Origin of the sequence: Devosia sp., from assembly GCF_048261455.1 — a bacterium.
In the GTDB taxonomy this organism is placed as follows: domain Bacteria; phylum Pseudomonadota; class Alphaproteobacteria; order Rhizobiales; family Devosiaceae; genus Devosia_A.
In genome coordinates, this window is record NZ_JBLXGA010000006.1 from 166,531 (window position 1) to 191,093 (window position 24,563).

26 protein-coding genes are annotated in these 24,563 nt (G+C 64.9%); 8 read left to right on the forward strand and 18 right to left on the reverse strand.

All coding sequences use genetic code 11. The features are described from left to right. Nucleotides 1-11: 11 nt before the first annotated feature. The 5 genes from dnaN to mutM form a co-directional block, all read right to left on the reverse strand. Nucleotides 12-1,130, reverse strand: coding sequence for a DNA polymerase III subunit beta (gene dnaN, locus ACN0TK_RS08990; RefSeq protein ID WP_417309139.1), 1,119 nt, complete (start codon nucleotides 1,128-1,130; stop codon nucleotides 12-14). A gap of 152 nt (nucleotides 1,131-1,282) precedes the next feature. Then, a complete protein-coding gene (locus ACN0TK_RS08995) occupies nucleotides 1,283-1,453 on the reverse strand; it encodes a hypothetical protein (RefSeq protein ID WP_417309140.1) in 171 nt (56 codons plus the stop codon). Between the two features lie 161 nt (nucleotides 1,454-1,614). Then, nucleotides 1,615-3,063, reverse strand: coding sequence for a chromosomal replication initiator protein DnaA (gene dnaA, locus ACN0TK_RS09000; RefSeq protein WP_417309141.1), 1,449 nt, complete (start codon nucleotides 3,061-3,063; stop codon nucleotides 1,615-1,617). Between the two features lie 854 nt (nucleotides 3,064-3,917). Next, nucleotides 3,918-4,187: a 30S ribosomal protein S20 gene (gene rpsT, locus ACN0TK_RS09005; protein WP_417309142.1), complete on the reverse strand. Its 270-nt coding sequence runs from the start codon at nucleotides 4,185-4,187 to the stop codon at nucleotides 3,918-3,920. A 169-nt stretch (nucleotides 4,188-4,356) separates the two neighbouring features. Next, entirely contained in the window at nucleotides 4,357-5,238 is an 882-nt protein-coding gene (gene mutM, locus ACN0TK_RS09010; protein WP_417309143.1) for a bifunctional DNA-formamidopyrimidine glycosylase/DNA-(apurinic or apyrimidinic site) lyase, read from the reverse strand. 206 nt (nucleotides 5,239-5,444) lie between these two features. Here mutM and ubiE point away from each other — a divergent pair, with 206 nt between their 5' ends. The 6 genes from ubiE to ACN0TK_RS09040 all read left to right on the forward strand — a co-directional run bounded on the left by ubiE (nucleotide 5,445) and on the right by ACN0TK_RS09040 (nucleotide 10,363). Next, nucleotides 5,445-6,200: a bifunctional demethylmenaquinone methyltransferase/2-methoxy-6-polyprenyl-1,4-benzoquinol methylase UbiE gene (gene ubiE / locus ACN0TK_RS09015; RefSeq protein ID WP_417309144.1), complete on the forward strand. Its 756-nt coding sequence runs from the start codon at nucleotides 5,445-5,447 to the stop codon at nucleotides 6,198-6,200. A 4-nt stretch (nucleotides 6,201-6,204) separates the two neighbouring features. After that, nucleotides 6,205-7,743 (forward strand): 2-polyprenylphenol 6-hydroxylase, encoded by a 1,539-nt coding sequence (ubiB, locus tag ACN0TK_RS09020; protein WP_417309145.1) that lies wholly within the window; start codon nucleotides 6,205-6,207, stop codon nucleotides 7,741-7,743. Between the two features lie 117 nt (nucleotides 7,744-7,860). Continuing rightward, complete coding sequence (locus ACN0TK_RS09025; RefSeq protein WP_417309146.1) at nucleotides 7,861-8,460, forward strand: hypothetical protein; 600 nt, start codon at nucleotides 7,861-7,863, stop codon at nucleotides 8,458-8,460. Between the two features lie 4 nt (nucleotides 8,461-8,464). Further along, nucleotides 8,465-8,923: a dUTP diphosphatase gene (gene dut / locus ACN0TK_RS09030; RefSeq protein ID WP_417309147.1), complete on the forward strand. Its 459-nt coding sequence runs from the start codon at nucleotides 8,465-8,467 to the stop codon at nucleotides 8,921-8,923. After that, on the forward strand, nucleotides 8,904-9,641 hold the full coding sequence (locus tag ACN0TK_RS09035) for a DUF2259 domain-containing protein (RefSeq protein ID WP_417309148.1): 738 nt from the start codon (nucleotides 8,904-8,906) through the stop codon (nucleotides 9,639-9,641). Before dut ends, ACN0TK_RS09035 begins: the two co-directional genes overlap by 20 nt. Continuing rightward, nucleotides 9,638-10,363, forward strand: coding sequence for a HesA/MoeB/ThiF family protein (locus ACN0TK_RS09040; protein WP_417309149.1), 726 nt, complete (start codon nucleotides 9,638-9,640; stop codon nucleotides 10,361-10,363). The genes ACN0TK_RS09035 and ACN0TK_RS09040 overlap by 4 nt, the downstream gene beginning before the upstream one ends. Here the strand turns inward: ACN0TK_RS09040 and ACN0TK_RS09045 are convergent. The 3 genes from ACN0TK_RS09045 to fabA form a co-directional block, all read right to left on the reverse strand. Then, the gene (locus tag ACN0TK_RS09045; RefSeq protein WP_417309150.1) at nucleotides 10,348-11,424 is read right to left on the reverse strand and encodes a DUF4037 domain-containing protein; all 1,077 of its coding nucleotides are present in this window, start codon (nucleotides 11,422-11,424) and stop codon (nucleotides 10,348-10,350) included. The two genes, ACN0TK_RS09040 and ACN0TK_RS09045, sit on opposite strands and share 16 nt — an antisense overlap. Before the next feature lie 115 nt (nucleotides 11,425-11,539). Beyond that, nucleotides 11,540-12,766, reverse strand: a complete 1,227-nt coding sequence (gene fabB / locus ACN0TK_RS09050; RefSeq protein WP_417309151.1) for a beta-ketoacyl-ACP synthase I — start codon at nucleotides 12,764-12,766, stop codon at nucleotides 11,540-11,542. 32 nt (nucleotides 12,767-12,798) lie between these two features. Further along, the gene (gene fabA / locus ACN0TK_RS09055; RefSeq protein ID WP_417309152.1) at nucleotides 12,799-13,305 is read right to left on the reverse strand and encodes a bifunctional 3-hydroxydecanoyl-ACP dehydratase/trans-2-decenoyl-ACP isomerase; all 507 of its coding nucleotides are present in this window, start codon (nucleotides 13,303-13,305) and stop codon (nucleotides 12,799-12,801) included. A gap of 162 nt (nucleotides 13,306-13,467) precedes the next feature. Here fabA and irrA point away from each other — a divergent pair, with 162 nt between their 5' ends. Beyond that, a complete protein-coding gene (gene irrA, locus ACN0TK_RS09060) occupies nucleotides 13,468-13,911 on the forward strand; it encodes an iron response transcriptional regulator IrrA (protein WP_417309153.1) in 444 nt (147 codons plus the stop codon). A 3-nt stretch (nucleotides 13,912-13,914) separates the two neighbouring features. Here irrA and ACN0TK_RS09065 read toward each other — a convergent pair whose 3' ends face one another. Both ACN0TK_RS09065 and ACN0TK_RS09070 read right to left on the reverse strand, forming a co-directional pair. Beyond that, nucleotides 13,915-14,439, reverse strand: a complete 525-nt coding sequence (locus ACN0TK_RS09065) for a GrpB family protein (RefSeq protein WP_417309154.1) — start codon at nucleotides 14,437-14,439, stop codon at nucleotides 13,915-13,917. Nucleotides 14,440-14,481: 42 nt separating this feature from the next. Further along, the gene (locus ACN0TK_RS09070; protein ID WP_417309155.1) at nucleotides 14,482-15,012 is read right to left on the reverse strand and encodes an SH3 domain-containing protein; all 531 of its coding nucleotides are present in this window, start codon (nucleotides 15,010-15,012) and stop codon (nucleotides 14,482-14,484) included. Between the two features lie 137 nt (nucleotides 15,013-15,149). Between ACN0TK_RS09070 and ACN0TK_RS09075 the strand changes: the two genes are divergently transcribed. Next, the gene (locus ACN0TK_RS09075) at nucleotides 15,150-16,157 is read left to right on the forward strand and encodes a 2-hydroxyacid dehydrogenase (protein WP_417309156.1); all 1,008 of its coding nucleotides are present in this window, start codon (nucleotides 15,150-15,152) and stop codon (nucleotides 16,155-16,157) included. Nucleotides 16,158-16,174: 17 nt separating this feature from the next. Here the strand turns inward: ACN0TK_RS09075 and ACN0TK_RS09080 are convergent, their stop codons facing one another. The 8 genes from ACN0TK_RS09080 to rbfA all read right to left on the reverse strand — a co-directional run bounded on the left by ACN0TK_RS09080 (nucleotide 16,175) and on the right by rbfA (nucleotide 24,526). Then, nucleotides 16,175-17,437, reverse strand: a complete 1,263-nt coding sequence (locus tag ACN0TK_RS09080; RefSeq protein ID WP_417309157.1) for an RNA polymerase sigma factor — start codon at nucleotides 17,435-17,437, stop codon at nucleotides 16,175-16,177. Between the two features lie 52 nt (nucleotides 17,438-17,489). Then, nucleotides 17,490-17,921, reverse strand: a complete 432-nt coding sequence (locus ACN0TK_RS09085) for a YciI family protein (protein ID WP_417309158.1) — start codon at nucleotides 17,919-17,921, stop codon at nucleotides 17,490-17,492. Between the two features lie 157 nt (nucleotides 17,922-18,078). Beyond that, nucleotides 18,079-18,372 carry a hypothetical protein gene (locus ACN0TK_RS09090; RefSeq protein WP_417309159.1) on the reverse strand — a complete coding sequence of 98 codons (294 nt, stop codon included), beginning with the start codon at nucleotides 18,370-18,372 and terminating at the stop codon, nucleotides 18,079-18,081. Between the two features lie 128 nt (nucleotides 18,373-18,500). After that, nucleotides 18,501-20,636 (reverse strand): polyribonucleotide nucleotidyltransferase, encoded by a 2,136-nt coding sequence (gene pnp, locus ACN0TK_RS09095; protein WP_417309160.1) that lies wholly within the window; start codon nucleotides 20,634-20,636, stop codon nucleotides 18,501-18,503. A 329-nt stretch (nucleotides 20,637-20,965) separates the two neighbouring features. After that, nucleotides 20,966-21,235: a 30S ribosomal protein S15 gene (gene rpsO, locus ACN0TK_RS09100; protein ID WP_417309161.1), complete on the reverse strand. Its 270-nt coding sequence runs from the start codon at nucleotides 21,233-21,235 to the stop codon at nucleotides 20,966-20,968. Between the two features lie 140 nt (nucleotides 21,236-21,375). Next, nucleotides 21,376-23,097 (reverse strand): sensor histidine kinase, encoded by a 1,722-nt coding sequence (locus tag ACN0TK_RS09105; protein ID WP_417309162.1) that lies wholly within the window; start codon nucleotides 23,095-23,097, stop codon nucleotides 21,376-21,378. 104 nt (nucleotides 23,098-23,201) lie between these two features. After that, nucleotides 23,202-24,119, reverse strand: a complete 918-nt coding sequence (gene truB / locus ACN0TK_RS09110; RefSeq protein WP_417309163.1) for a tRNA pseudouridine(55) synthase TruB — start codon at nucleotides 24,117-24,119, stop codon at nucleotides 23,202-23,204. Next, on the reverse strand, nucleotides 24,116-24,526 hold the full coding sequence (rbfA, locus tag ACN0TK_RS09115; protein WP_417309164.1) for a 30S ribosome-binding factor RbfA: 411 nt from the start codon (nucleotides 24,524-24,526) through the stop codon (nucleotides 24,116-24,118). Before rbfA ends, truB begins: the two co-directional genes overlap by 4 nt. Nucleotides 24,527-24,563 lie beyond the last annotated feature (37 nt).

Here is a 24,563-nt window from a genome sequence, read left to right on the forward strand (position 1 = left end):
CCCGACCCCGCTCACACCCGCATCGGCATCAGCACATAGAGCGCCCGTGCGTCGCCATTCTCTTTCACCAGCGTCGGCGAGCCGGCGTCGTTGAACATGAACACCGCGCTTTCCGAGCGGATCTGCCCGATGATGTCGAGCAGATAGCGGGCATTGAAACCGATCTCGAACCCGTCGGTCTCGAATTCCACCGCCAGCTCTTCGCTCGCCGTGCCGTGGTCCGGGTTGGTCACGCTGAGTTCCAGCTGCCCCTGGTTGGCGCTCAGCTTCACCGCCTTGCCGCCCCGGTCCGACGCGATGGTCGAGACGCGATCGACGGCCGTCGCAAAGCTCGCCTTGTCGACATTCATCTGCTTGTCGTTGTTCTTGGGCGTCACCCGGTCGTAATCGGGGAAGGTGCCCTCGATCAGCTTACTCAACAGCACCACGCTGCCCAGCGTGAACCGGATCTTGGTCTCCGACACTTCCACCGCCACGTCGCCCTCGGCGCCATCCAGCAGCTTTTGCACTTCGGACACGGTCTTTTTCGGCACGATGATCCCGGCCATGCCCGCGGCGCCCTCGGGCGCATCGGCATCGGCCCGCGCCATGCGGTGCCCGTCGGTCGCCACGGCGCGCAGCGTCGGCGCCCCGTTCACCTCCAGCGTGTGCAGGTAAATGCCGTTGAGATAATAGCGCGTCTCCTCGTTGGAGATCGCAAACTGCGTGCGCTCGATCAGTTCGCGCAGCGCCGCCACCGGCACTTGGAAGGCGTGGCTGAAATTGCCCGACTTGAGATCGGGGAAACTGTCCGGCGCGAGGCAGGCGAGGTGAAAGCGCGAGCGGCCCGAGCTCAACAGCAGCTGGTCGCTGCCCGAGGTCTCCAGCCGCACTTCGGCGCCATCGGCCAGCTTGCGCACGATTTCATAGAGCGTATGCGCCGGCACCGTCGTCGTGCCCGGCGTTTCGACCATCGCCGGCACGCTCTCGGTCACTTCGATATCGAGGTCGGTGGCGCGCAGGTCCAGCGTGCCCTCGCCGGCTTTCAGCAGCACATTGGCGAGGATGGGATAGGTGTTGCGCCGCTCGACGACCCGATGCACATGGCCCAGCGATTTGAGCAGGTGGTTACGCTCAAGCGTGACTTTCATTTGTACTTACTTCCCTACCGCTTGCCGCCCGTCCAGGCGCGCCGAAACCCCGGTGAAACCGGGTGGCGACAATCGCAAGAAGGCCGGCAAAACGCAAGGGCGCGCGGCGCTCTAGCGCCCCGAGTCCCCGGCTTTTCGGTGGCTCGCCAGCCTCAGTGACGGCTATTGAGCATCGTCTCCATGGCCTCGAGCCGACGTTCCGTTTCCTCGGCATCGAGACGCTGCAGCATCTCGTGCCAGGCCCGGTCGGCCGGCTTGGGAGAATGGACAGGCTGGCGTTTCAGCTCAAGCCGTTTCACGCCCTTGCGAAGGCGCACAATCAAACGCGGAACAACCACAACACTACCCCGACTCTAGCGCAACTCGATCGCGGCATCCGCCCCCGGAGGGCCGCACTCGTCCTGGAGGTCGTTGCCTCCACCTGCTCCCGTGGCCGGGAGCCAGGGCCCGGCGGGATTGGGCCCGCCGGTTGGTCTTGTCCTGCCTAGTCCTCGAGCATGCGCTTGAGCAGCTCGACTTCCTGGGCCAGGTCCAGATCATCCTTGATCATCTGCTCGATCTTCCGCACCGAATGCAGCACGGTGGTATGATCGCGACCGCCGAACCGGCGCCCGATCTCCGGCAGCGAGCGCGAGGTGAGCGCCTTGGCCAGATACATCGCGATCTGCCGCGGCCGCACCACGTCGCGCGACCGGCGCGAGCTCAGCAGCTCGTTGCGCGGCACCTTGTAGTGGCGCGACACGATCTTCAGGATGTCCTCGATCCGCACCCGCCGGGCATCGCGCTGCCGCACCAGGTCGGCCAGAGTCCGCTCTGCCAGCGGCACGGTGATCGGTTCCTTGGTCAGCTGGTTGGCCGCCAGGAGGCGGTTCACCGCGCCGTCGAGATCGCGGCCATGGCTGACCACGGCGCGCGCCACGTAGTCGATCACCGACGGGGGGAACAGCGCATCGGAAAACCGTTGCCCCGCCTGTTCCACCCGCCGGGTCACGATGGCCCGCCGCAACTCCAGATCCAGCGGATTGATCGACACCACGAGCCCGCCGCTCAACCGCGAGCGCACGCGCTCGTCGAGCATCTCGAGATCGCGCGGTGCGGAATCGCCCGCCACCACAACCTGCTTGGCGCCTGTCAGAAGCGTCCCGAGCGTATGCCCGAACTCGGTCGCCGACTTGCCCTGCAGGAACTGCATGTCATCGATCAGCAGCAGGTCGACCCGCCGCAGCCATTCCTTGAACGCCAGCGCCGACTGCCGCTGCACCGCCGTGATGAAATGGTACATGAAGTGATCGGCCGTCAGATAGACGATCGAACGTTCGGAATCGGCCGCGCCGGCTTCCCACGCAATGGCGTTCAGCAGGTGGGATTTGCCCAGCCCGACGCTCGAATGAATGTAGATCGGGTTGTAGCTCACCGTCTTGTTGGCGGCGGCATGCGCCACCTGGCGGGCAACACCCAGCGCCATCTCGTTGCTGGCACCGGCCACGAAATTGTCGAAGGTCATCTTGGGGTCGAGCGCCGAGCCCGACAGCGCATCGCCGCGCACGGCCTGCGCCGGTTCCTTCATCAGTCGCGAGGTCGGCAGCGCCGCAGTGGCGGGTGCCCGCGCCGGCTCGGCCGGCACTGCCTCGACGGCATGGGCTTGCGGCAGCGGCTTGGCGCGCCCGTTTACCCGCACTGTCAGATGCATGCGCTCGATCGACGGGACTTCCGTGCGGATGACCTGCAGGATCTTTTCGGCATAGTTCGACTGGATCCACGAACACAGGAAACGGGTCGGCACGGACAGGTGCACCAGATCCTCGACGACCTCTTCCAGCTCCATCCGGGCGAACCAGGAATTGTAGATGTCTTCGCCGAACATGGCCTTCAGCCTGGCGCGGACCCGCTGGAACATTTCCTGCAAGGTCAGGTCCGTACCGTCGCTATCCATCGAAGTGGCCTCTTCGTTAAGTGTCGTAACGTCCTTGTTCTTGTCTGCCCATCGGTCCCGCTCCGCCGCCGCGTTCATCATCTGCTATTAGCCCCATCTGTTTCCTGCCGATCTCCGCCGGCCGGTTTAGTCGCGCCCGAATTCGGGCAAATCTATCCTGCGCGCGATCAACGCCGCGCGTTAAGTTGTCCTCACGCTGTAGATGACTGACGTCTGGCCTTTGCTTTGCTCCAGCCAGTTATGTCTTACGGACCCGCAAGAATTGTTCTACATGCCGCCAATTCAGCTCACAAATGTCCATAGATTGCAGCCGCCTTAGACTGCCTTCTCACGCACTATCACCGAATTCAATTGCACTCTGTCGGCTCGATTACTCAGTCTTGTGCCGCGTCTCTGAGCCAACGAAGGCATATTAGACAGTGGAATTTACCGAAGCAACGGGGCATTTTCGCCTTGTGGGGGTTGACTCGGGCTTAGAGGAAAACCTTTCCGCCAGGCCCCCTGCGCCACCCTGCCGCAGCCGATTTTTAAGGCGCTGTGACTCAAGGCTGAATCCAGAAATACCGTCGTTTTTCGCTCTGAGCACCCGGTGACAGACTCTGCCGTTTGGGAGATTTCTTTCCACGATTGACCCCTGAAATCACGTAGGGCCATGCGGGTGAAACGCCCGGATTTCTGGGCTTTTAGGCAAATCGTTAACGTAGCCGCCTGACTGTAGCATTGCTGTCACACTTAATGTGACAGGCCGTACAAACCCGCTTGCATAACCGCCGCGCTTTTTGCCGATCGCGCAACAAAAAAGGCTCCCGCAAGGGAGCCTTTCGCAAACTGTCGCCAGACCTGAGTCTGTCGGATCAGGACGCCTGCAGCGCCTTCACCCGGTGGTTCAGGCGGCTCACCTTGCGGGCGGCCAGGTTGGCATGAACGATGCCCTTGCTCGAAGCCCGTGCGATCTCGGGCTCGGCAACCTTCAGCGCGGCCATGGCAGCTGCGTGGTCGCCACCGGCGATGGCCTCTTCGACCTTGCGGATGAACGTGCGCATGCGCGAACGGCGCGACTTGTTCACTTCCGTGCGGGCTGCGATCTTGCGAGTGGCCTTTTTGGCCGAAGGGGTATTGGCCATGAATTCCTCTTGGCGTCCAACCCACTGGCTCAGCGTACTGTGCCGCAAAAGCCAGGGGCGATGAAATGAAAGCGGCGGCACCGGGCCGCCAAGGTCGGCGCTGTATAGTCGCGCTATGCCTCTGCGTCAACTGGAATCAGGCCTCCGGGCGGCCTGCTGCCGATTCCCCTCAGTGCTGGCAGACCGGGCAAAAAAACGTCGAGCGCCCCGATTGCACGATCCGCCTGATCACCCCCCGACAGCCCGGCGTCGGGCAGGGGGCATCTTCCCGGTCATAGACCGCAAACCGGTGCTGGAAATAGCCCGAGCCGCCGTCGGCCGCCCGGAAGTCCCGCAGCGTCGAACCGCCGGCGTCGATCGCCTCGATCAGCACGGTCTTCACCCCGTCCGCCAGCGCCTCCAGCCGCTTGGAGGGCTTGCCCGATTTCAGCACCAGGCTCTTGGCCGCGACATCGGGCCGGATATGGGCCCGGTGCAGCGCCTCGCTGACATATATATTGCCCAGCCCGGCAACGACCCGCTGGTCCAGCAGCGCCGCCTTCATCGGCGCGGCCTTGCCGCGAAAGCGCTCGGCCATCTCCTCGGCGTTGAAACCATTGCCCAGTGGCTCGGGCCCCAGCGCGCTCAGATAGGGGCAGGTGTCCTCGTCTTTATATAGGTCCATGAATCCGAACCGCCGCGCGTCATTATAGATAAGCGACATCTGGCCATGCTCGGGGTGGCTCAGCGCCAGCACCACATGGTCGTGCTTTTTCTCAGCGCTCGGCTCGTAATAGCGCGAGGCCTCCTTGAAGCGGAAATCGGCAAATCTGTAGATCCCGGTCATCCCCAGATGGCTCAGCCAGGTCTCGCCACTCGACAGCCGGAACAGCAGATATTTCGCCCGCCGGCCCAGCGTTTCGATCGTCGTGCCGGTCAGCGCCTCCGCAAAGCCCTCCGGCAACGGAAAGCGCAGGTCCTTGCGGTTCAGCTTCACGCTGTCGATGCGTGCCCCCGTCACATAGGGCATCAGCCCCCGACGCACCGTCTCGACCTCGGGCAGTTCAGGCATCCAGTTCTCCTTGGTCCCGCCTATGTGGCCCGCCCCGCTGCCGCCGACAAGCCCAAGGCTCCTGAGCCCTCGCGCTGAGCCCGTCGAACCATGAGGGCGCGCGCGCCGGAGCCACCCCAACACCCCGATAACCCTGCGCCTCTTTCCCGCATGGCAAGCCGCGGCGGCTTCGGCTATAACCGCGCCAGTTTTCGAAAGGCCGGCTGATGAGCGAAACCACGCATTTCGGCGAGCGCACTGTGGCGCTCGAGGACAAGCAGGGTCTCGTCGACGACGTGTTCCACCGCGTCGCCGATCGCTATGATCTGATGAATGACCTGATGAGCGGCGGCGTCCACCGTCTGTGGAAGGACGCCATGGTGGCGCGCCTTGCCCCGCCCAAGTCGGGCTCCGTGCCCTATCGCGTGCTCGATATGGCGGGCGGCACCGGCGACATTGCCGAGCGCATCGTCAACGCCTCGGTCGGCTATGCCGAAGTCACCGTCTCCGACATCAATTCCGACATGCTGCGCGTCGGCGCCGAGCGTGCCAAATCCTGGCGCTTTCCGACCCAGGCAACCTTCGTCGAGGCCAATGCCGAAGAGCTGCCGTTCGAGGATGCCAGCTTCGACGCCTATACGATCGCCTTCGGCATCCGCAACGTGCCGCGCATCGAGCGCGCCCTCGCCGAGGCGCATCGCGTGTTGAAGCGCGGCGGGCGTTTCCTCTGCCTCGAGTTCAGCCAGGTCGATGCCCCGGTACTGGCCGAGGTCTACCGCACATTCTCCGATCGCATCATTCCGCCCACCGGCCGCGCCGTCACCGGCGATGCGCAGCCCTATCAGTATCTGGTCGAATCGATCCGCAAGTTCCCGACCGCAGAGCACTTCTCGCGCATGATTGCCGATGCCGGCTTCCGCCGCGTCACGCACACGCCCTTCACCGGCAATATCGCGGCCCTGCACGCCGCCTGGAAGCTCTGAACCCATGGGTCTAGCCGCCTATTTCCGCCTCGTGCATACGGGCTGGGTGCTCGCGCGCGAGGGGACGCTGGCCATCATGGATAGCCCGGCGGTGCCGCCCGCCATGCGCGCCGGTCTGCGCATCGGCCGTTTGCTCGAACGCCCCGAAGTGCGCCGCACCGGCCGTGTCGAACGCCTCACCAATGCCCTCAACCGGCTCGGCCCCACTTATGTGAAATTCGGCCAGATCCTGGCCACCCGCCCCGATATCGTCGGCGCCGCGGTGGCCGATGATCTGTCGGTCCTGCAGGACAAGATGGAGCCCTTCGATCCGGCCAGCGTCCCCGGCCTGCTGCGCGCCGCGCTCGGCGCCAAGGCCGACGCGCTCACCGAACTGTCGGCACCCATCGCCGCAGCCTCCATCGCCCAGGTGCACCGCGCCGTGCTCACCGATGCCGAGGGCCGCCGCACCGTCGCGGTGAAGCTCCTGCGCCCCGGCATCGCCGAGCGCTTCCACCGGGACATCGAAGCCCAATATGCCGGCGCCCGTCTGGCCGAAGCCCTGGTGCCGCGCCTGCGCCGGCTGCGCCCGGTCGAAATCGTCAAGACGCTCGATCGTTCGGCCCGGCTCGAACTCGATCTTCGCCTCGAAGCGGCGGCCATCTCCGAACTTGCCGGCAATATCGAATCCGATACCGGCTTCGTCATTCCCAAGGTGTTCTGGAACCAGACCGCCGCCAACGTGCTCACCACCGGCTGGGTCGAGGGCATTCCGGCGCGCGACCTCGCGGCCATCGACGCCGCTGGGCTCGATCGCAAGCGAATCGCCGCCAACCTGCTGCAGTCCTTCCTGCGCCATGCCATGCGCGACGGCTTCTTCCACGGCGATCTGCACCCCGGCAATCTCTTCGTCGACCCGAAGACGCACGACGTCATCGCAGTCGATTTCGGCATCATGGGCCGCATCAACCGCCGCGAGCGCCGCTTCCTCGCCGAAATCCTCTATGGCTTCATCACCCGCGACTATCACATGATCGCGCGCCGCCATTTCGAGATCGGCTATGTGCTGCCCGATCAGTCGGTCGACGATTTCGCCCTGGCCCTGCGCGCCATCGGTGAACCGCAGCAGGGCAGGCTCGCCTCCGACATCTCGATGGCCGAAGTGCTGGGGCAGCTCTTCGCCACCACCGAAATGTTCCAGATGAAGGCGCGGCCCGAGCTCATCCTCTTACAAAAGGCCATGGTGCTGGTCGAAGGCGTAAGCCGCGCCATCGATCCCGATCTCGACATCTTCACGGTCGCCGAGCCCGTGGTGGGCGAGTTCGTGCGCCGCGCCGCCGGCCCGCTCGGCAAGCTCGAACAGCTGCAGGATCACGCGGAAGTCGCGGTCAAGACGCTCGGCCGCGTCCCGGGGCTGATCACCCGCGTCGAAACCGTACTCGACGAGCAGCAGCAGGCCGCCAATTCGACCGGCCGCAAATGGCGCGACGGGCTGCAGCTCGCCGCCTTCGTCGCCATAATCTGCGCCGCCGTGGTCTATATCGTCACCCAGCTTGCCGGCTGAGCCGTCGCCTGCCACTCAGATTGTGTTCATCACGCTGGCAATAGCGTGGCGATCTTGCAGCAGATCGGACCCCCGCCTAAGGTCCGGGCAAATCAAAAAACGTCTATGGAGCACGCAATGACACCGAAAACACTGGGTCGAATCGCCGGCATATTGGGCCTGACCGCCATTCTGGCCGGCTGTATTGATGTCACCGCCGAAGTCGAAGTGCTGTCCGAGACCGAGGGCCGCGGTGTCAGCACGATTACCATGAGTTCCGACTTCTACCCCATGCTGAAAAGCATGGGCGCCCAAGGCAGCGATCCCGACGATGGCTTCTGTGATGAGGCCGGCGCCGTCCTCACCGAAACCGAGGATGGCGGTGCCACCTGCACCATCGAGGCCTCCGGCAAGCTGGCCGACGTCAACAAGGAAGGCCCGAACGAGAATGCCGCCTTCACCGTGGTCAGCCCGGGCGTTGTGCGCGTCGCCTTCAAGACCGAGGGCATGGCCGGTCAGGTGACTGAAGGCCAGGACGCGGAGAGCGCCGCGATGGTCATGCCCTATTTCGAGGGCCACGATGTCACCATCGTCGTCAAGGGCAAGGCCATCACCGACACCAACATGACCCTGTCAGAAGACAAGACATCCGCCAAATATGTGATTCCGTTCACCGATCTGCTCCAGGGCACGGCAAAGCTGCCCGACGAGCTCTATGCCGTAGTGGATACCAACTGACCTTATGACCAACTCGATCAGCATCGCGCTGCAGGTTTTCGATCATGGCCGGGGGCTCGCGCTTCCGGCCTATCAGTCCACGGGAGCCGCCGGCGCCGACCTGGTGGCCGCGCTTCCTGAGGGTGCCATCGTCACCCTGCCGCCGGGCGGCCGCGAGATGGTGCCGACCGGCATCGCCATCGCCCTGCCGCTCGGCTACGAGGCGCAGGTGCGCCCGCGCTCCGGCCTTGCCGCCCGTCACGGTGTCACCGTGCTCAACAGCCCCGGTACCGTCGATGCCGACTATCGGGGCGAAATCCGCGTCATATTGATCAACCTCGGCGCAGAACCGTTTAAGATCCAGCGTGGCGATCGCATCGCCCAACTGGTCGTGGCGCCGGTCACCACGGCTGCATTCGATGTGAGGGAGACACTCGATGATACGGAACGGGGTACGGGGGGCTTTGGCTCGACTGGCCGCTAGCGCTGCAATCCTGCTGGGGCTGCTCGCCCCTGCAGCGGCCGGCGACGCTGCCACATTTGCCCCCATCGGATTTTCCGGGGACGGCCGCTATTTCGCCTTCGAGGAATTCGGCATTCAGGATGGCTCCGGCTTCTCCTTTGCCAATATCTATCTGGTCGATGTTGCTCAGGATCGCTGGGTCGGTGGCAGCCCATGGCGGGTGATGCGTCAAACCGATGGCGGGCCGGTTGCCCTGGCCCGCGATGCGGCACACCAGAAGGCCGAGGCGGCGCTGGCCGAGTTCGATGTGACCGCGCCGGCGACCTTCACCGCGCTCAATGGCGATGGCGAGATCCTGCCCGACAATGGCGCGACCCTGACCTTCGGCCGCCCCGGCTTCGCCATGGGCGGGCCGACCAACCTCGTCACCCTGTCGCTCACCACCACGACGCCACCGCCCGGCAACCCGGACTGCCTGAACTATATGGACGAGCCGCCGGTCGGCTTCGAGCTCCGGGCCATGCGCGAAGACGGCAGCAACAGCCTGCTCTACGCCGACGACACCGTGCCGCGTTCCCGCGGCTGCGCCGTCGGCTACAAGCTCTATGCGGTCGTTGGCCCCACCGAATGGTACTGGTTCGACAAGACGCCCATTGCCATCATCTCGGTCTATTCCCATGGCTTCGAGGGTCCCGATCGCCGCTTCATCGCTGTGCCCCTGCCGGACCTCGTCGAGTGAGTGCCCTCACCCCCGCCGAAACCCGCCGCTACTCGCGTCACATCGTGCTGCGCGGCGTCGGCGGCGAGGGCCAGCAAAGGCTGAAGGCGGCCCGCGTGCTGGTCATCGGGGCAGGGGGGCTGGGCAGCCCGGTCATCGCCTATCTGGCCGCTGCCGGCGTCGGCACGCTCGGCGTCGTCGATCACGATACCGTCTCGCTCTCCAACCTGCAGCGCCAGGTCATCCACCGCACCGACGCCATCGGCACCGCCAAGGCGGCGAGCGCCGAAGCATTCGTCAACGGGCTCAACGAGCTCGTGCAGTTCAGGGCGCATCCCGAGCGCCTCGAAGCCGCAAATGCCGCGCAGCTCATGTCCGGCTATGATCTCGTGATCGACGGCACCGACAATTTTGCAACCCGCCTCACCACGGCCAAGGCTGCCGCGGCGGCCGGCATCCCGCTGGTCTCGGGCGCCGTGTCGATGTTCGATGGGCAGGTGACGGTCTTCATGCCCGAAGGGCCGCAGTTCCGCGATCTCTATCCCGACACGCCCGACGAAGCCGATCTGCCGGCCTGCGAGGTGGTCGGCGTGCTGGGCGCCGTCACCGGCGTCATCGGCACGCTGATGGCCATGGAGGCCATCAAGCTGATCACCGGCACCGGCACACCGCTCATCGGCCGGCTGCTGCTCTACGATGGCCGCGCCGCCCGCTTCACCGAGCTCGACTACGGCGCGGCGTAAAGCGCCGCCATAATCCGCCGCGCCGTCTGCGGATCTTCGAGCAGCGGCGTCAGATCGCTGAGCTGGTCGAGCGCGCCCATCACCGGCAGCTCGCGCAGCCAGGGGTCCGAAATCGCCCCCATGCTGGCCGCCACGAGGTCATCGGCATTGATCGTGGTGAACGGCCGGTCGTAATAAGGCCCGAGCACCGGCGTGACCGGCTGTCCCAGCCCCGCGGCGACCTGATACGCCGCCAGCGCGAGATAAGCGGTCGCGAGATGGTCCTGACGTGCGCTCCAGTCCTCGGCCCCGAGCGCTGCGGCGAGTGCCGGCGTCAGCACCTCGGCCAGCGACAGCCGCGCAAAGCCGCTCCCCAGCCATTTGGGATAGGGGGCGTAACGCCCCTCGAGCAAAAAGGCCATGCGCATCACGTCGCGTGTCAGTCGCGCCGCCTCGATCCGCGAACCCAGCGCGTCGCCCACCTGCCCGGTGCGGCCCACAAAGGCCTGCTCCTCGGCAATGCGCCGCCACTGGCAGGCGATCTTGTACAGCCGCACGTCGCGCGGATAGCGCGACAGCGCGGCACGCGCATGCGTCAACGCACCGTCATCATCGTGAAACACCGCGCCTGCGGTGAAGGCGAGCAGCCGCTGCTCGGCGAACCCCAGCCAGTCGAGGGCGCTGAGCCCGGTGACAGATGAGACGCCGAGCTGCCGCGCCATGAACTGCGACAGCACGTGGAACTCCAGCCCGTGCGCAGCATGCCCCATGGCGCCGGGGCCAGAGGCAGGCGGGTGCGGACGGCTGCGCCAGCCGATCGGCTCGCCCGCGAAACGCGTCGGCATCGCTTGGACGAATTCGGCAACCAGCCGGTCGGCGTGGCGCGCAAAGTCCGCCTCCGAAACGAAGATCAGGACACGCGGACCCCAATTGTGGTCCCGCGAGGTTTCGTCGTCGAAGCCGAGCAGTTCGGAGCCATAGCCGATCAGCGCCGCGGCAGAGCGCAGCCCCGGCGCCGCGTTGGCGAGGAATGGCCGGACGATCTCGTCATGAAACTGCTGTGAAAGCGCGATGCCCTGCATCTCAATCCCCTCGTTGCGCCGCTCAATCTACGGGCAACGGCACGAGGCCGGAAGGAGAGTTGCGGGGGGAATAGGGGACGCCGGTCGCGCCGGCGTCCCGAATGCGTTTGGCCCGTCAGGCCGCGTCGGGGTGCTGGAACACCAGCGTGGCATTGGTGCCGCCGAAGCCGAAGCTGTTCGACAGCGCGATCCCGATATCCACATCGTCCTTGCGCTGCCTGAGGATCGGCATGTCGGCGAAGGCCGGGTCCAGCTCGGTGATATTGGCGCTCTCGCACATGAACCGGTTCTGCATCATCAGGATGCTGTAGATCGATTCCTGCACGCCCGTCGCACCCAGCGAATGGCCGGTCAGCGACTTGGTCGCCGACAGCGGCGGGCAGCTGTCCTCATTGCCGAACACGGCCCGCAGCGCTTCCATCTCTTTCAGGTCGCCCACCGGAGTCGAAGTGGCATGCGGGTTGATGTAGTCCACCTTGCCCTTCACCGTCTCCAGCGCCATGTTCATGCAGCGGATCGCGCCTTCGCCCGAAGGGGCCACCATGTCGTAGCCGTCCGACGTCGCGCCATAGCCGACGATTTCGGCATAGATCGTGGCGCCACGTGCTTTGGCATGCTCCAGCTCTTCGAGCACCAGCACACCGGCACCGCCGGCAATCACGAAGCCGTCGCGCTTGGCGTCATAGGCGCGCGAAGCGGTTTCCGGCGTGTCGTTGAAGCTCGTCGACATCGCGCCCATCGCGTCGAACAGGTTGCTGAGCGACCAGTCGAGATCCTCGTGGCCGCCGGCGAACACGATGTCCTGCTTGCCCCACTGGATCTGCTCCATGCCGGCGCCGATGCAGTGCTTGGAAGTCGCACAGGCCGAGCTGATCGTATAGTTCACGCCCTGGATGCCGAACGGCGTCGCCAGCGTCGCAGAAGCCGTCGAGCTCATCGCCTTGGGCACGGCCAGCGGCCCGATGCGCTTGGGGCCACGCTCACGGGTGATGTCGGCGGCATCGACCACGGTGCGGGTCGACGGCCCGCCCGAGCCCATGATGATGCCGGTGCGCGGGTTTTTGATGTCTTTGTCTTCAAGCCCGGCCTGGGCGATCGCCTCTTGCATGGCGATGTAGTTCCAGGCCGCGCCCTTGCCCATGAAGCGGGTCGTGCGGCGGTCCAGCACCTCGAACGGGTCGAGCTTGGGCTCGCCATGCACCTGGCAGCGGAAGCCGTACTTCACATAATCCTCGGCCACGACAATGCCGGGCCGGGCCTCGCGCAGGCTGGTGAGCACCTCGTCGAGATTGTTGCCAATCGAGGAGACGATCCCCATACCCGTTACGACGACACGCCGCATAGTCTCTCCTTCTGCCGGAACGATGGCCCGGCTCAGATGTCCGTGAACAGACCGACCCGAAGGTCCTTGGCTTCGTAGATCACCTTGCCGTCGGCCTTGACCCAGCCGTCGGCAATGCCCAGCGCCAGCCGCGAGCGCATCACGCGCCTCAGGTCGATGCCATATTCGACCAGTTTCACATCATTGGTGACCTGGCCGGAAAACTTGATTTCGCCGCCCAGTGCGCGGCCCTTGCCCGGCGATCCGCCCCAGCACAGGTAGAACCCCAGCATCTGCCACAGGGCGTCGAGCCCCAGGCACCCCGGCATCACCGGGTCGCCGATGAAGTGGCACTGGAAGAACCACAGGTCGGGAGTGACGTCGAGCTCGGCGCGCACCTGACCTTTCGAGTGGGAGCCGCCATCAGCGTCGATATGCGTGATGCGGTTGAACATCAGCATCGGTGGGGCCGGCAGCTGGGCATAGCCCTCGCCGAACAGTTCGCCCTTTCCGCTGCGGATCAGGTCATCGTAGTCATAGGCACTTTTGCGCTCAGCCATGGGCCGACATTCCTCTCGGTCGCTGGCGTGTGTTAGTAGTGGTGGGCTCGATGAGGGTCAAGCGCGCACCGGGGTTGTCCAGCCCTGCGGCGCTCGGGCGCTTGTATGAAATCCGCGGTAAAGCTATATGTTCCACGACCTTGGAGCCTGATACACGACCCAATGACCGAACGTAGCTTGAACCACCGCCCGATTCCGTCGCGCAGGCCCTGCCTCACTGCGGTCCTGCGGATGGCCGGGCTGCGCCCCACCCGTCAGCGCGTTGCTCTTGCAGAAATGCTGTTTTCGGGTCCGCATCGCCATGTAAGCGCCGAGCAGCTGCATGACGAGGCGCAGTCGAGCCGGGTCAATGTGTCGCTGGCCACCATCTACAACAGCCTGCATCAGTTCCGCGAAGCCGGTCTGCTGCGCGAAGTGGCGGTCGATGCGTCGCGGTCCTATTTCGACACCGACACGTCCGACCATCATCACTTCTATCTGGAAGACGAGCAGCGGGTGATCGACATCCCGGCTTCGTCCATCGTTATCCAGAACCTTCCCGAGCCGCCGGCCGGCATGGACATCACCCATGTCGACGTCGTCGTGCGGGTCAAGAAAGCCCGCTGAGCCCTACGTACTCAGTTTCGCTTTTTCCGCGGCGATAAAGCTGCCTTTGATGTCATTGTAGGCCGGTCGGCTGTTCGGCGCTTCAGTCATTGCGCGCTGCTTCTCGGCCAAATACGCGGCGCGCAAGGTCGCGTCTACGCGCAGGGCATCTCGAAACGCCAGATTTGGCCCCCATGATGGGCCGCCATATTCCACCAGATGCACCAGATGCGTGCGCTCGCTGCGGTTTCGTCCGCGTCCAAAAATGTGGTGGCCCGCCACACCCGCATCGGCAGCATGGTCATAGCCGAGATCCAGCAGCGGCATCAGGCACTCTCGCCAGCGTGCCATCGGCAAAACGCCGATCAGGATATCGAGGATAGGCTTCGCCGGCATGCCCGGCACGGATGTGGAGCCGTAGTGCGCGATCTCTTTCGCTGCTGTGCCATACAGGGCAGCCGCCAGCCGCAGTCTCTCGGTCTCGAAGTCCACAGCCCATTGTGGGTCGTAGGGGACAAGAAGGTTGGTGTTGTGCGCCAGACCCAGCATCGTGCCTCTCAACTCAAGCGCCAAGTAGCCCGACGCCCGACCTCAGTCGAATTCTTCGTCCGCGTACACACCCCAAAGCTCGGCCTGAGCAATCCAGCCGGCATAGGTCTGCTTGCTGCCGCCCTCCGGCGTATAGCTCGCGCTGGCTTCGCACCAGCTGCCGTCGCAGGCCTTGAGCTCCACCACATAGCCCGGCGTCAGCCACGCCCGCACGCTCGCATCACCCGATCGACCGCTGCGCAAGGCGACTGGCGCATTGCCCGCGGCGGCCGTCGGCGTCACCACGGCGGTGCGTTTGCCCTGCAAAAGGTTCTGGTGCAGCCAGCCTTCCGAGCCATCGGCATCGCGGATCTTCCGCCAGGTGTCGAATTCCTGGATGATTTCCACCGGCACCCCGGCCTTCACATAGACCCAGGCCACCGAATACTTCGTGCCGGGACCCACCCGCACGTTGATCGGGTCCGATCGCGTGGTCACGAACCGCGGCAGCGGCAACCCGCTGGGGGTGTCGGCGCCGAGCGCTACGGGCACGGAGCCGGTGCTAACGGGAACAAGGGCCACAAGTGCGGCCATCAGCAATCTGCCGAATCGCATCTGGAGAACGCCTCGAACGGGTGTCGGGTCGGGTTGGTCGAACATGACTTTGCAGGGGTGTGCTTTTTCCCTATCACTAGACAAAAGACCTTAATGGTCGCTGAAAGGCGCCGCTTTTGACTGACCGTCGACCCAGGATTTTCGTCACGCGCCACCTGCCCACGCAGATCGAAACGCGGATGACGACGCTGTTCGCGGCCGAATTCAATCCGGCTGATACGCCGCTATCGTCTGAAGAACTGCTGGCCAGGGTCGAAGGTTGCGATGTCCTCGTGTCCTCGATCAACGACCGCATCGACGCCGCGCTGATCGCCAGGTTTCCCAAGAGCCTGCGGCTCATCGCCCAGTTCGGCAACGGCTTCGACAATATCGATGTCGAGGCCGCCTATGCCGCCGGGCTCATCGTCACCAACACCCCCAGCGTCCTCACCGAGGATACGGCCGATATGGCCATGATGCTCATGCTCGCCCTGCCGCGCCGCCTCGTCGAAGGCGCCGGAATCATCCCGCGCGAAGGCCGCTGGTCCGGCTGGGCCCCCACCTGGATGCTCGGCCGGCGCCTGCGCGGCAAGGCGCTGGGCATCGTCGGCATGGGCCGCATCGGCACCGCCGTCGCCGAGCGCGCCCGCACCTTCGGGCTCAACATCCACTATTATTCACGCGATCGCCGGCCGCCGCAGGTCGAAGAGGCGCTGTCGGCGACCTATCACGACAGCCTCGACGCCATGCTGCCGCATGTCGATATCGTCTCGCTGCACACGCCGCTGACCCGTTCGACCCAGAACATCCTCAATGCCGAGCGCCTCGCCGCAATGCGCAAGGATTCCTTCGTGGTCAATGTCTCGCGCCCCGAACTGCTCGACGAACAGGCGCTGATAAAGGCGGTCGAAAGCGGTCACCTCTCGGGCGCCGCGCTCGACGTCTTCGAAAGCCGCAACGGCATCGATCCCTGCCTGCTCGATCTGGCCCGCAAGAACCGCATCGTCCTCACCGCCCATATGGCCTCGGCGACGCTCGAGGCCCGCCTCGAGATGGGCGAAACGGTCATCGTCAACATCCGGGCCTTTGTCGATGGCCATCAGCCGCCGCACCGCGTACTGCCGGAAAACCGCAAAGGCGTTTGATCCGCTCGAGGCTGCGCCTAGCCGCCCCTTGCACGGCACGCGTCCGCCCGGTCTTCCAGCAATCGCCGCTCGCGCTGGTTCGCGGTCATCGCCGCCGCCCGGGCAAACTCTCCGGCCGCCGCGTCAAACTGTCCGAGCTTTTCCAAGAGATCGCCGCGCACGCTGGGCAGCAGGTGGAACTGCGCCAGCCGCGGGTCCTGCATCAACCCGTCGACCGCCACCAGCGCCACCGCCGGTCCATACGCCATGCCGATCGCCACGGCGCGGTTGAGCGCCACGACCGGAGAAGGCGAGACGCGGTTGAGCGCGTCATAGAGCGCGGCGATCCGCACCCAGTCGGTGTCCGCGAACTGCGCTGCCGTCGCGTGGCAAAGCGCAATCTCGGCCTGCAGGCGGTAGGGTCCCGGCGCTTGGTCCAGCGCCGCAGCACGGCGCAACGCCGCCTCTCCGCGCCGGATCAGCAGCCGGTCCCAGCGGCTGCGGTCCTGGTCGGCCAGCAGCACCGGGTTGCCCTGCCGGTCGGTGCGTGCAGCAAAGCGGGCGGCCGTCAGCTCCATCAGCGCCACCAGCCCCAGCATTTCGCCATCATCCGCCATCAGCCCGGCAAGGCTGCGTCCCAGCCGCAGCGCCTCCTCGGCCAGTTGCGGGCGCAGCAGATCGTCGCCTGCGGTCGCCGCATGGCCTTCCGAAAAGATCAGGTAGATCACCGACAGCACGCTCGGCAGCCGCTCCTGGCGCGCCGCCTCATGCGGAACCTCGAAGCCAATCCCGGCGTCGCGCAGCTTTGCCTTGGCCCGCACGATCCGCTGCTGGATGGTCGTCTCGCTGGTCAGGAACGCCCGGCCGATATCCACCGGCGTCAGGCCACCGAGCAGCCGCAGTGTCAGCGCCACCCGCGCATCGACCGGCAGCACCGGGTGGCACGCGGTAAAGATCAGCGCCAGCCGCTCGTCGCCTATATCATCGTCCATCGCCGCAATGATCGCCGCGCTCGGGTCGGTCTCGGCCTCGGTCTCGCGGGCAATCTCGCCGGCCTTTTCCGCCATCATCCGGTTGCGTCGAAACCGGTCGAGCGCCCGGCGCTTGGCGACCAGCATCAGCCAGGCGCCCGGGTTCTCCGGCACGCCGTCACGCGGCCAGCGGTCGAGCGCCTCGACCAGCGCATCCTGCGCCAGTTCTTCGGCAAGCCCGACGTCGCGCACCAGCCGCGCAAGGCCGCCGATGATCTTCGGAGCCTCGATACGCCAGATGGTTTCGATGGAGCGGCTGGTGTCGGTCACGGCAAGGCAGGAAACACCGTTGCCCGCCCCGCCGCAAGCCGCGCGGGCACGCTCAGCTTTGCGATGTCTCGCGCTCTGCCATCTCGGCGGCGACCTTGTGATGCTGCTCAATGCCCGGCCCATCCTCGAAATCGGCAAGGTCGAACAGCTGGCGAATTTCCATGTTGAATCCGCCTTTCGCGCCGTCACCGGGGCAGCGCCGGCCCCATTCGATCGCCTCGGCGAGGCTCCCGCACTCCCACAACCAGTAGCCGGCCACCAGCTCGTGCGTCTCGGCAAACGGGCCGTCGGTGACGCTGGCCTTGCCGTCATCGATATGGATCCGCGCCGCCTTCGAACTCGGGTGCAGCCCGCCGCCGTCCAGCATAACACCGGCCTTCACCAGTTCCTCATTGTACTTACCCATAGCCATCAGCTCGTCCTGCGAGGGCATCTGCCCGGCCTCGGATTCTGGCGAGGCTTTGACGAGCACCATGAAACGCATTGCAATTCTCCCAGTTGTGCGGCGGTGACCCGGTCCTCCGGATCCTTCACATCACCCGCCGATATAGAGACATCGAACGACGGACCTGCCAATCGACAGCGTCCGCGATGTTTTTGGAGAATTTTCGACCGGGACCGGCGTCAGTCCGGCGGAGCTCTCAGGGCCAGCTGGGCGCCGGCATCACCGGCAGCATCTGCATTGCGCGGTTCTGCTGCGCCAAAAACTGCTGCCGCTGTTGCTGGATCTGCAGGTTCATCAGCGTGCTGTCGATCTGCACCTGCCGGTTGCGATAGGCGGTGTCGGTGGCCACCTCGCCATTGAGGCAGAGGCTCTGCTGCATGCCATTGGCGACATAGCCGCTGCTGGGGCCATCCGGCACCCCGACGCAGAGCGCCAGCGCCCCCGACGAGGTGGCGAGCAAAAGACCAAGCGCGACGACAAGCTGTTTCATCCCGGCATTCTGCGCCCGGCGGCCTGCGATGGGCAATTCAATTTGCTGCAACCTGTCTCGGCGCCAGCGCACGAAAAAGCCCGGGGTCGCGAAAACCCCGGGCTTCAATTCACACCAGTGAGACTGGCTTATTCGGCAGCCTCGGAAGGCGCCTTTTCCTTGCCGGTCTCCTGATCGACGACCTTCATCGACAGGCGGACCTTGCCGCGCTCGTCAAAGCCCAGCAGCTTCACCCACACCTTGTCGCCTTCCTTGACGACGTCGGTGGTCTTGCCGACGCGCTGTTCGGCGAGCTGGCTGATGTGCACCAACCCGTCCTTGGCACCGAAGAAGTTCACGAAGGCGCCGAAATCGGCGGTCTTCACCACGGTACCCTGGTAGATGACGCCGACTTCCGGCTCGTCGGTGATCGACTTGATCCACTTGATCGCGGCATCGATCGAATTGCCATCCGACGAGGAGACCTTGATGGTGCCGTCGTCGCTGATGTCGACCTTGGCGCCGGTCTTTTCGACGATCTCGCGGATCACCTTGCCGCCCGTGCCGATCACTTCGCGGATCTTGTCGGTCGGAATGGTGATCGTCTCGATGCGCGGCGCGAACTCGCCGACGCTGTCGCGCGACGTGTCGAGCGCCTGAGCCATCTCGGCCAGGATGTGCTCACGGCCACCCTTGGCCTGCTCCAGTGCGACTTTCATGATCTCTTCGGTGATACCGGCGATCTTGATGTCCATCTGCAGGCTGGTCACGCCATCGGACGTACCGGCCACCTTGAAGTCCATGTCGCCCAGGTGATCCTCGTCGCCGAGAATGTCGCTGAGCACCGCATAGCGGTCGCCTTCGAGGATCAGGCCCATGGCGATACCGGCCACCGGCTTCTTCATCGGCACACCGGCATCCATCAGCGCCAGTGAGGTGCCGCACACGGTCGCCATCGAGCTCGAGCCGTTCGACTCGGTGATCTCGGACACGACACGGATCGTGTAGGGGAACTCTTCGGCCTTCGGACGCATCGGGTTGATGGCGCGCCATGCCAGCTTGCCATGACCGATTTCGCGACGGCCGGGCGAACCCATGCGGCCAGCTTCACCGACCGAATAGGGCGGGAAGTTGTAATGCAGCATGAAGTTCACCTTGTGGGTGCCCTCGAGGCTGTCGACGAACTGCTCGTCATCGCCGGTACCGAGCGTGGCAACGACCAGCGCCTGGGTCTCGCCGCGGGTGAACACCGCCGAACCATGGGTGCGCGGCAGCACGCCCACTTCCGCCTGGATCGGGCGGACCGTCGTCAGGTCACGGCCGTCGATGCGCGACTTGGTGTCGAGAATGTTCCAGCGGACGATCTTGGCCTGCAGGTTGTGCACCACTTCGTGCAGGCCTTCCGACGACACGCTGCCGTCTTCGATCTGCGCGGCGAAATGCTCTTCAACCTTGGCGTTGGCCGCGGCGACAGCCGCATAGCGCTCGGCCTTGTCGGTGATCTTGTAGGCCTCGCGCAGGTCGGCTTCGGCAACCGCCAGCACGTCCTTTTCCAGCGCCGAGTAATCCGGAGCGTTGAACTCGCGGGGTTCCTTGGCGGCCAGCTCGGCCAGCTTGATGATCGCGTCGATGACCTTCTTGGAGGCCTCGTGGCCGAACATCACTGCGCCCAGCATAACCTCTTCGCTGAGTTCCTGAGCTTCGGACTCGACCATCAGCACGGCGTCCTGCGTGCCGGCCATCACGAGGTCCAGCTTGCTTTCGGCGCGGCGGTCGACGGCTAGGTTCAGCACATACTCGCCATCGACATAACCGACGCGCGCGGCGCCGATCGGGCCCATGAACGGCACGCCGGAAATGGTCAGCGCTGCGGAAGCGGCGACCATGGCGAGCACGTCCGGCGCATTTTCCATGTCATGCTGCAGAACGGTGATGACCACCTGGGTCTCGTTCTTGTAGCCATCGGGGAACAGCGGACGGATCGGACGGTCGATCAGGCGCGAGGTCAACGTCTCGGCTTCGGTCGGACGGCCTTCACGCTTGAAATAGCCACCGGGAATTTTGCCCGCGGCAAAATACTTTTCCTGGTAGTTCACGGTCAGGGGGAAAAAGCCCTGGCCCGGCTTCGGCGACTTGGCCGAAACCACGGTCGCGAGAACCACGGTCTCGCCCAGCGTGGCCAGCACGGCGCCATCGGCCTGCCGTGCCATCTTGCCGGTCTCGAGGGTCAGCGGCTGGCCGCCCCAGTTGAGTTCGACTTTGTGGTGATCGAAATTGATGGTCATGTTGTGTCTTTCCATTCTGCCGGCATGAGCGGGAACGCGGGAGGCGTAGGGCCCCCGCGAACTCATCCGGTGTGCCAGCCGCAACCTGCACCCCATGTGCGGGTCCGACCCAAAATCGGCACTGTTCCGCGCTGACACCCGGGTATCGGCCGGGGCGGAACATGGACAAGACGATGAGCCGCTCACTGCTTGGTCCGCCTTCTCCGAAGGCGTGGTAAGCGGCTGATGATCTCGCCATGCTCCGCGATAGTCGTCAGCCTACGCATGCACCCGGCTCGGCCGGGCAGGGCGCGAGGCGTACCTCGCAGCCCGATTTGATCGGCGCCGGTTTAGCGGCGCAGGCCCAGGCGCTCGATGAGCGACTTGTAGCGGGCGTCGTCCAGCTTCTTGACGTAGTCCAGAAGGCGGCGACGGGTCGAAACCATCTTCAGCAGGCCCCGGCGGGAATGGTTGTCCTTGCCGTGTGCCTTGAAGTGTTCGGTGAGATTGGCGATGCGCTCGGAAAGGATCGCGACCTGGACTTCCGGCGAACCGGTATCGTCGGCCTTGGTGGCGTATTCCTTGATGAGGGCAGACTTCCGCTCTGCGGTAATCGACATCTCAAAGTCCTTTCAAATAGAGGAGGATGGGACGCTGCTGCCCGGGATGTCGTCCAGGCAGAGCCAATACGTAACGACAGGCCAAAGCCTGACATACCGGCGCTCCTATAGGGGAAGAAGCCGCCGATTTCCAGTCATTTCTAGGAGGCGACAGGCGGTGGGTTGGCGCGGTTGGCCTTGTGGGCGCTCGATGGGTCGAGCGACGACATCGGCAGCGTGAACCTCCAGGTGATGCCGCTGTCCTGCACCTCGCGTGTCACCTCGCCACCAAGCGACCGGCCCACCATGTTTTCCAGCACTGTCGTTCCAAAGCCGCGGCGGTGCGTGTCGGGTCCTGGGTTGATACCGGTCTCCTGCCACACGAAGCTCACGGCATCCGGAGTCTGGCTCCAGCTGACATGCACCTTGCCGTCTTCCACGGCGAAGGCGCCATATTTAACTGCATTGGTCGCCAGTTCATGCGCGGCCATGCCGATGATCTGCGCGGCCTGCGCATTGAGCCGCAGGTCCGGCCCGTCCACCACCACCCGCTTGCCGTCGATGGGGCAGAACGGGTCGATCTGGCTGACCAGCAATTCCCTCAGGTCGACACCGGCCACGCCATGCGCCAGCAGCAGGTCCGTCGAACGCGCCAGCCCGAAGATGCGCTTCTCGAAAGCCGAGACGAACTCCGGCACGGAATCCGCGCCGCGCGCCGTCTGCTTGGCCATCGCCGCAATCACCGTCATCTGGTTCTTGCTGCGGTGCGCCAGCTCGCGCATCAGGAAGCGGACTTCGGTTTCGGCCGTCTGCCGCCGCCGCGAGGCCTCGCCCAGCGCCTCAGAAACCGTGGCGATCTCGCTAATCGGGAAGGGCCGCGCTTCGACAGGCTGCCCGCTGCCCAGCCTCTTGGCGTCCTTTTGCAGCCCGTGAACCGATCGGCCGATCCTGAGACTGACGAGATAAATCCCCAGCACCACCACGGCCGCCAGCAGCACGCCGCCGGCCAGCAGCGACCAGAAGGCATCCTCGAGCGGCTTTTCAACGACATCGCGCTGGGCCCACATGGCCAGCGTCCAACCCGTCATCAGCGACTTCTGTCGCACCACGAAATAGTCGGTGCCATCGCGGGTGATCGGCTGCCAGCCCGTGGCCGAGATCAGGTCGTCGTCTTCCAGCAGGTCGAAATTCTCTCCCGGCTCGCCGGCGTCCTGGGACGCCGCCAGAGTGTGCCCCTTGCGATCGATCAGCGCCACTTCCCACCCAGTGGGGATACGGCTGCTTAACAGCGCAGAACTCAGTGCCGCCGCGCTGCGGCTGAACCCAACCAGAAGCGGCTCGCGATCCGGCGGATACACCGGCATCAGGATGCTGATCACCCACTGCTTGGAAACGGCGCCAATCACACCGTCCGACACCACGACGTCGCGGGTCGCGAAGGCCTGCTCTGCCGTGGCCACATCGGTGATCGGAACAGTCGTCTGCTCGCTCAGCGGCACGCGGGTGCTGAGCGGCGAGGTCATGTCGGAGTTGACGATGTAGATGAAATTGCCGGTACCGGCGAGCGCGGCGCGCACCCGCTGGTGGAACGCGGCATAGTCGCCCTCGAGCAGCGACGGCGTCGTGCCGAGCACCTTCAGCGTGCTGACGTTGGCATTGATCTCGCGATCCACCGATTGCACGATCGAGCGCGCAGTCGCCGTCACCAGCGTCTCGACGACCCGCGCCTGCGCCTCATTGTTACGCTGGAGCAGGACGGCAGAAAATATGAAGGCGGGAACCAGCGCCACCAGCGCCAGGATCACCAGATAAACTGCAATAGGCTGAGAACGCCACCGCGTCATGCCCTTGCGAGACACAGGGGTACCGGCGCGTTCAGCCATCCCCATATCGCAAGTTCATTGCGCCTCTCACAAACTACACACGTTAAAAACCAGCGGTCCGCAACGAATCAGCATCGTTTTGGTTCCATGAATGACAAAATAATTCAAACGAATACACGACTTGGGCAGAACCGTCCTGCCTCAACGCGGCCAAGGGCCACAGGGTTGCCTGCATGGCTCGCCCAAACACTGTCGGCCTGCACCGGCGCGCCGGACCCGGCCAAAAGCACCTCATTGCCATGCCGCACCATCTTCGCCTCGGCAGCGCTCAGCCGCAGCTCCGGCACCAGCGACAGCCCGCTCGCAACCGGCAGCACAAGGTCATCGTTCTGCATCGCTTCCAACTGCGCGAACGTCACTGCCAGCGCCGCGTCGAACGGCCCCACCTGCGTGCGCCGCAGCGAGATCACATGGGCCCGCGTCCCCAGCGCACGCGCCAGATCCCGCGCCAGCGCCCGCACATAGGTGCCCTTGGCGCAGCCCATCTCGAAACTGCTCGATGTCTCCGAATGTGAAATGAGTGTCAGAAAGTCGATGGTCACTTCCCGCGCCGTCATCACCACCTCTTCGCCGGCACGCGCCAGGTCATAGGCGCGTTCCCCGTCGATCTTGATCGCCGAAAATGCCGGCGGCACCTGTTGGATGGTCCCGGTAAACTGGCCCAGCGCCGCCTCGACCGCCTCGCGCGATGGCCGGACGTCCGAACGCTCGGTCACTTCGCCTTCGGCATCGTCGGTCGTCGTCTCTTCGCCCCAGCGCAGCTCGAACTGGTAGACCTTTCGGCCATCCTGGATGATCGGCACCGTCTTGGTGGCTTCTCCCAGCGCAATGGGCAGGACGCCCGTCGCCAGCGGATCGAGCGTGCCTGCATGCCCGGCCTTCTTGGCTCCGGTCATCCAGCGCAGCTTGCCCACCGCCTGTGTCGAGGTCATGTCATAGGGCTTGTCCAGCACAACCCAGCCACTGAGGTCGCGCTTGATCCGCCGCGGCTGCTCGGCGCGGCCGGCCTTGCCTTGCGTCAACTGTCGTCGTCCTCGTCGGTCTTCAGGTCGCGCTGCACCCGGTCCGATTTCAGCAGCGCATCGATCCGTCCGAACTCCTCGAACGTATCGTCGACAAAGAACCGCAGGTCTGGCGCGAACTTCAGCCCCAGCGACGGCGAGATGCTGCCGCGGATGAACCGGTGGTGCCGGTTCAAAGCCGCCACGACCTCTTCTGCGCCCTCGCCGCCCAGCGGCATGATATAGGCATTGGCCAGTTTCAGGTCATTGGACATGCGCACCTCGGGCACGGTGATCACCTTGCCTTCAAGTGCCGCATCTTCGATTTCGCCGCGCGTGAACAACTGCGCCAGCGCGTGGCGGACGAGCTCGCCGACGCGCAGCATGCGCTGGGTCGGCCCCCGCGATTTGTTGGTTTGGCTTTTCATCGGCCCGGGTTATGCGCTCCCATCCTCGCCGTCAACA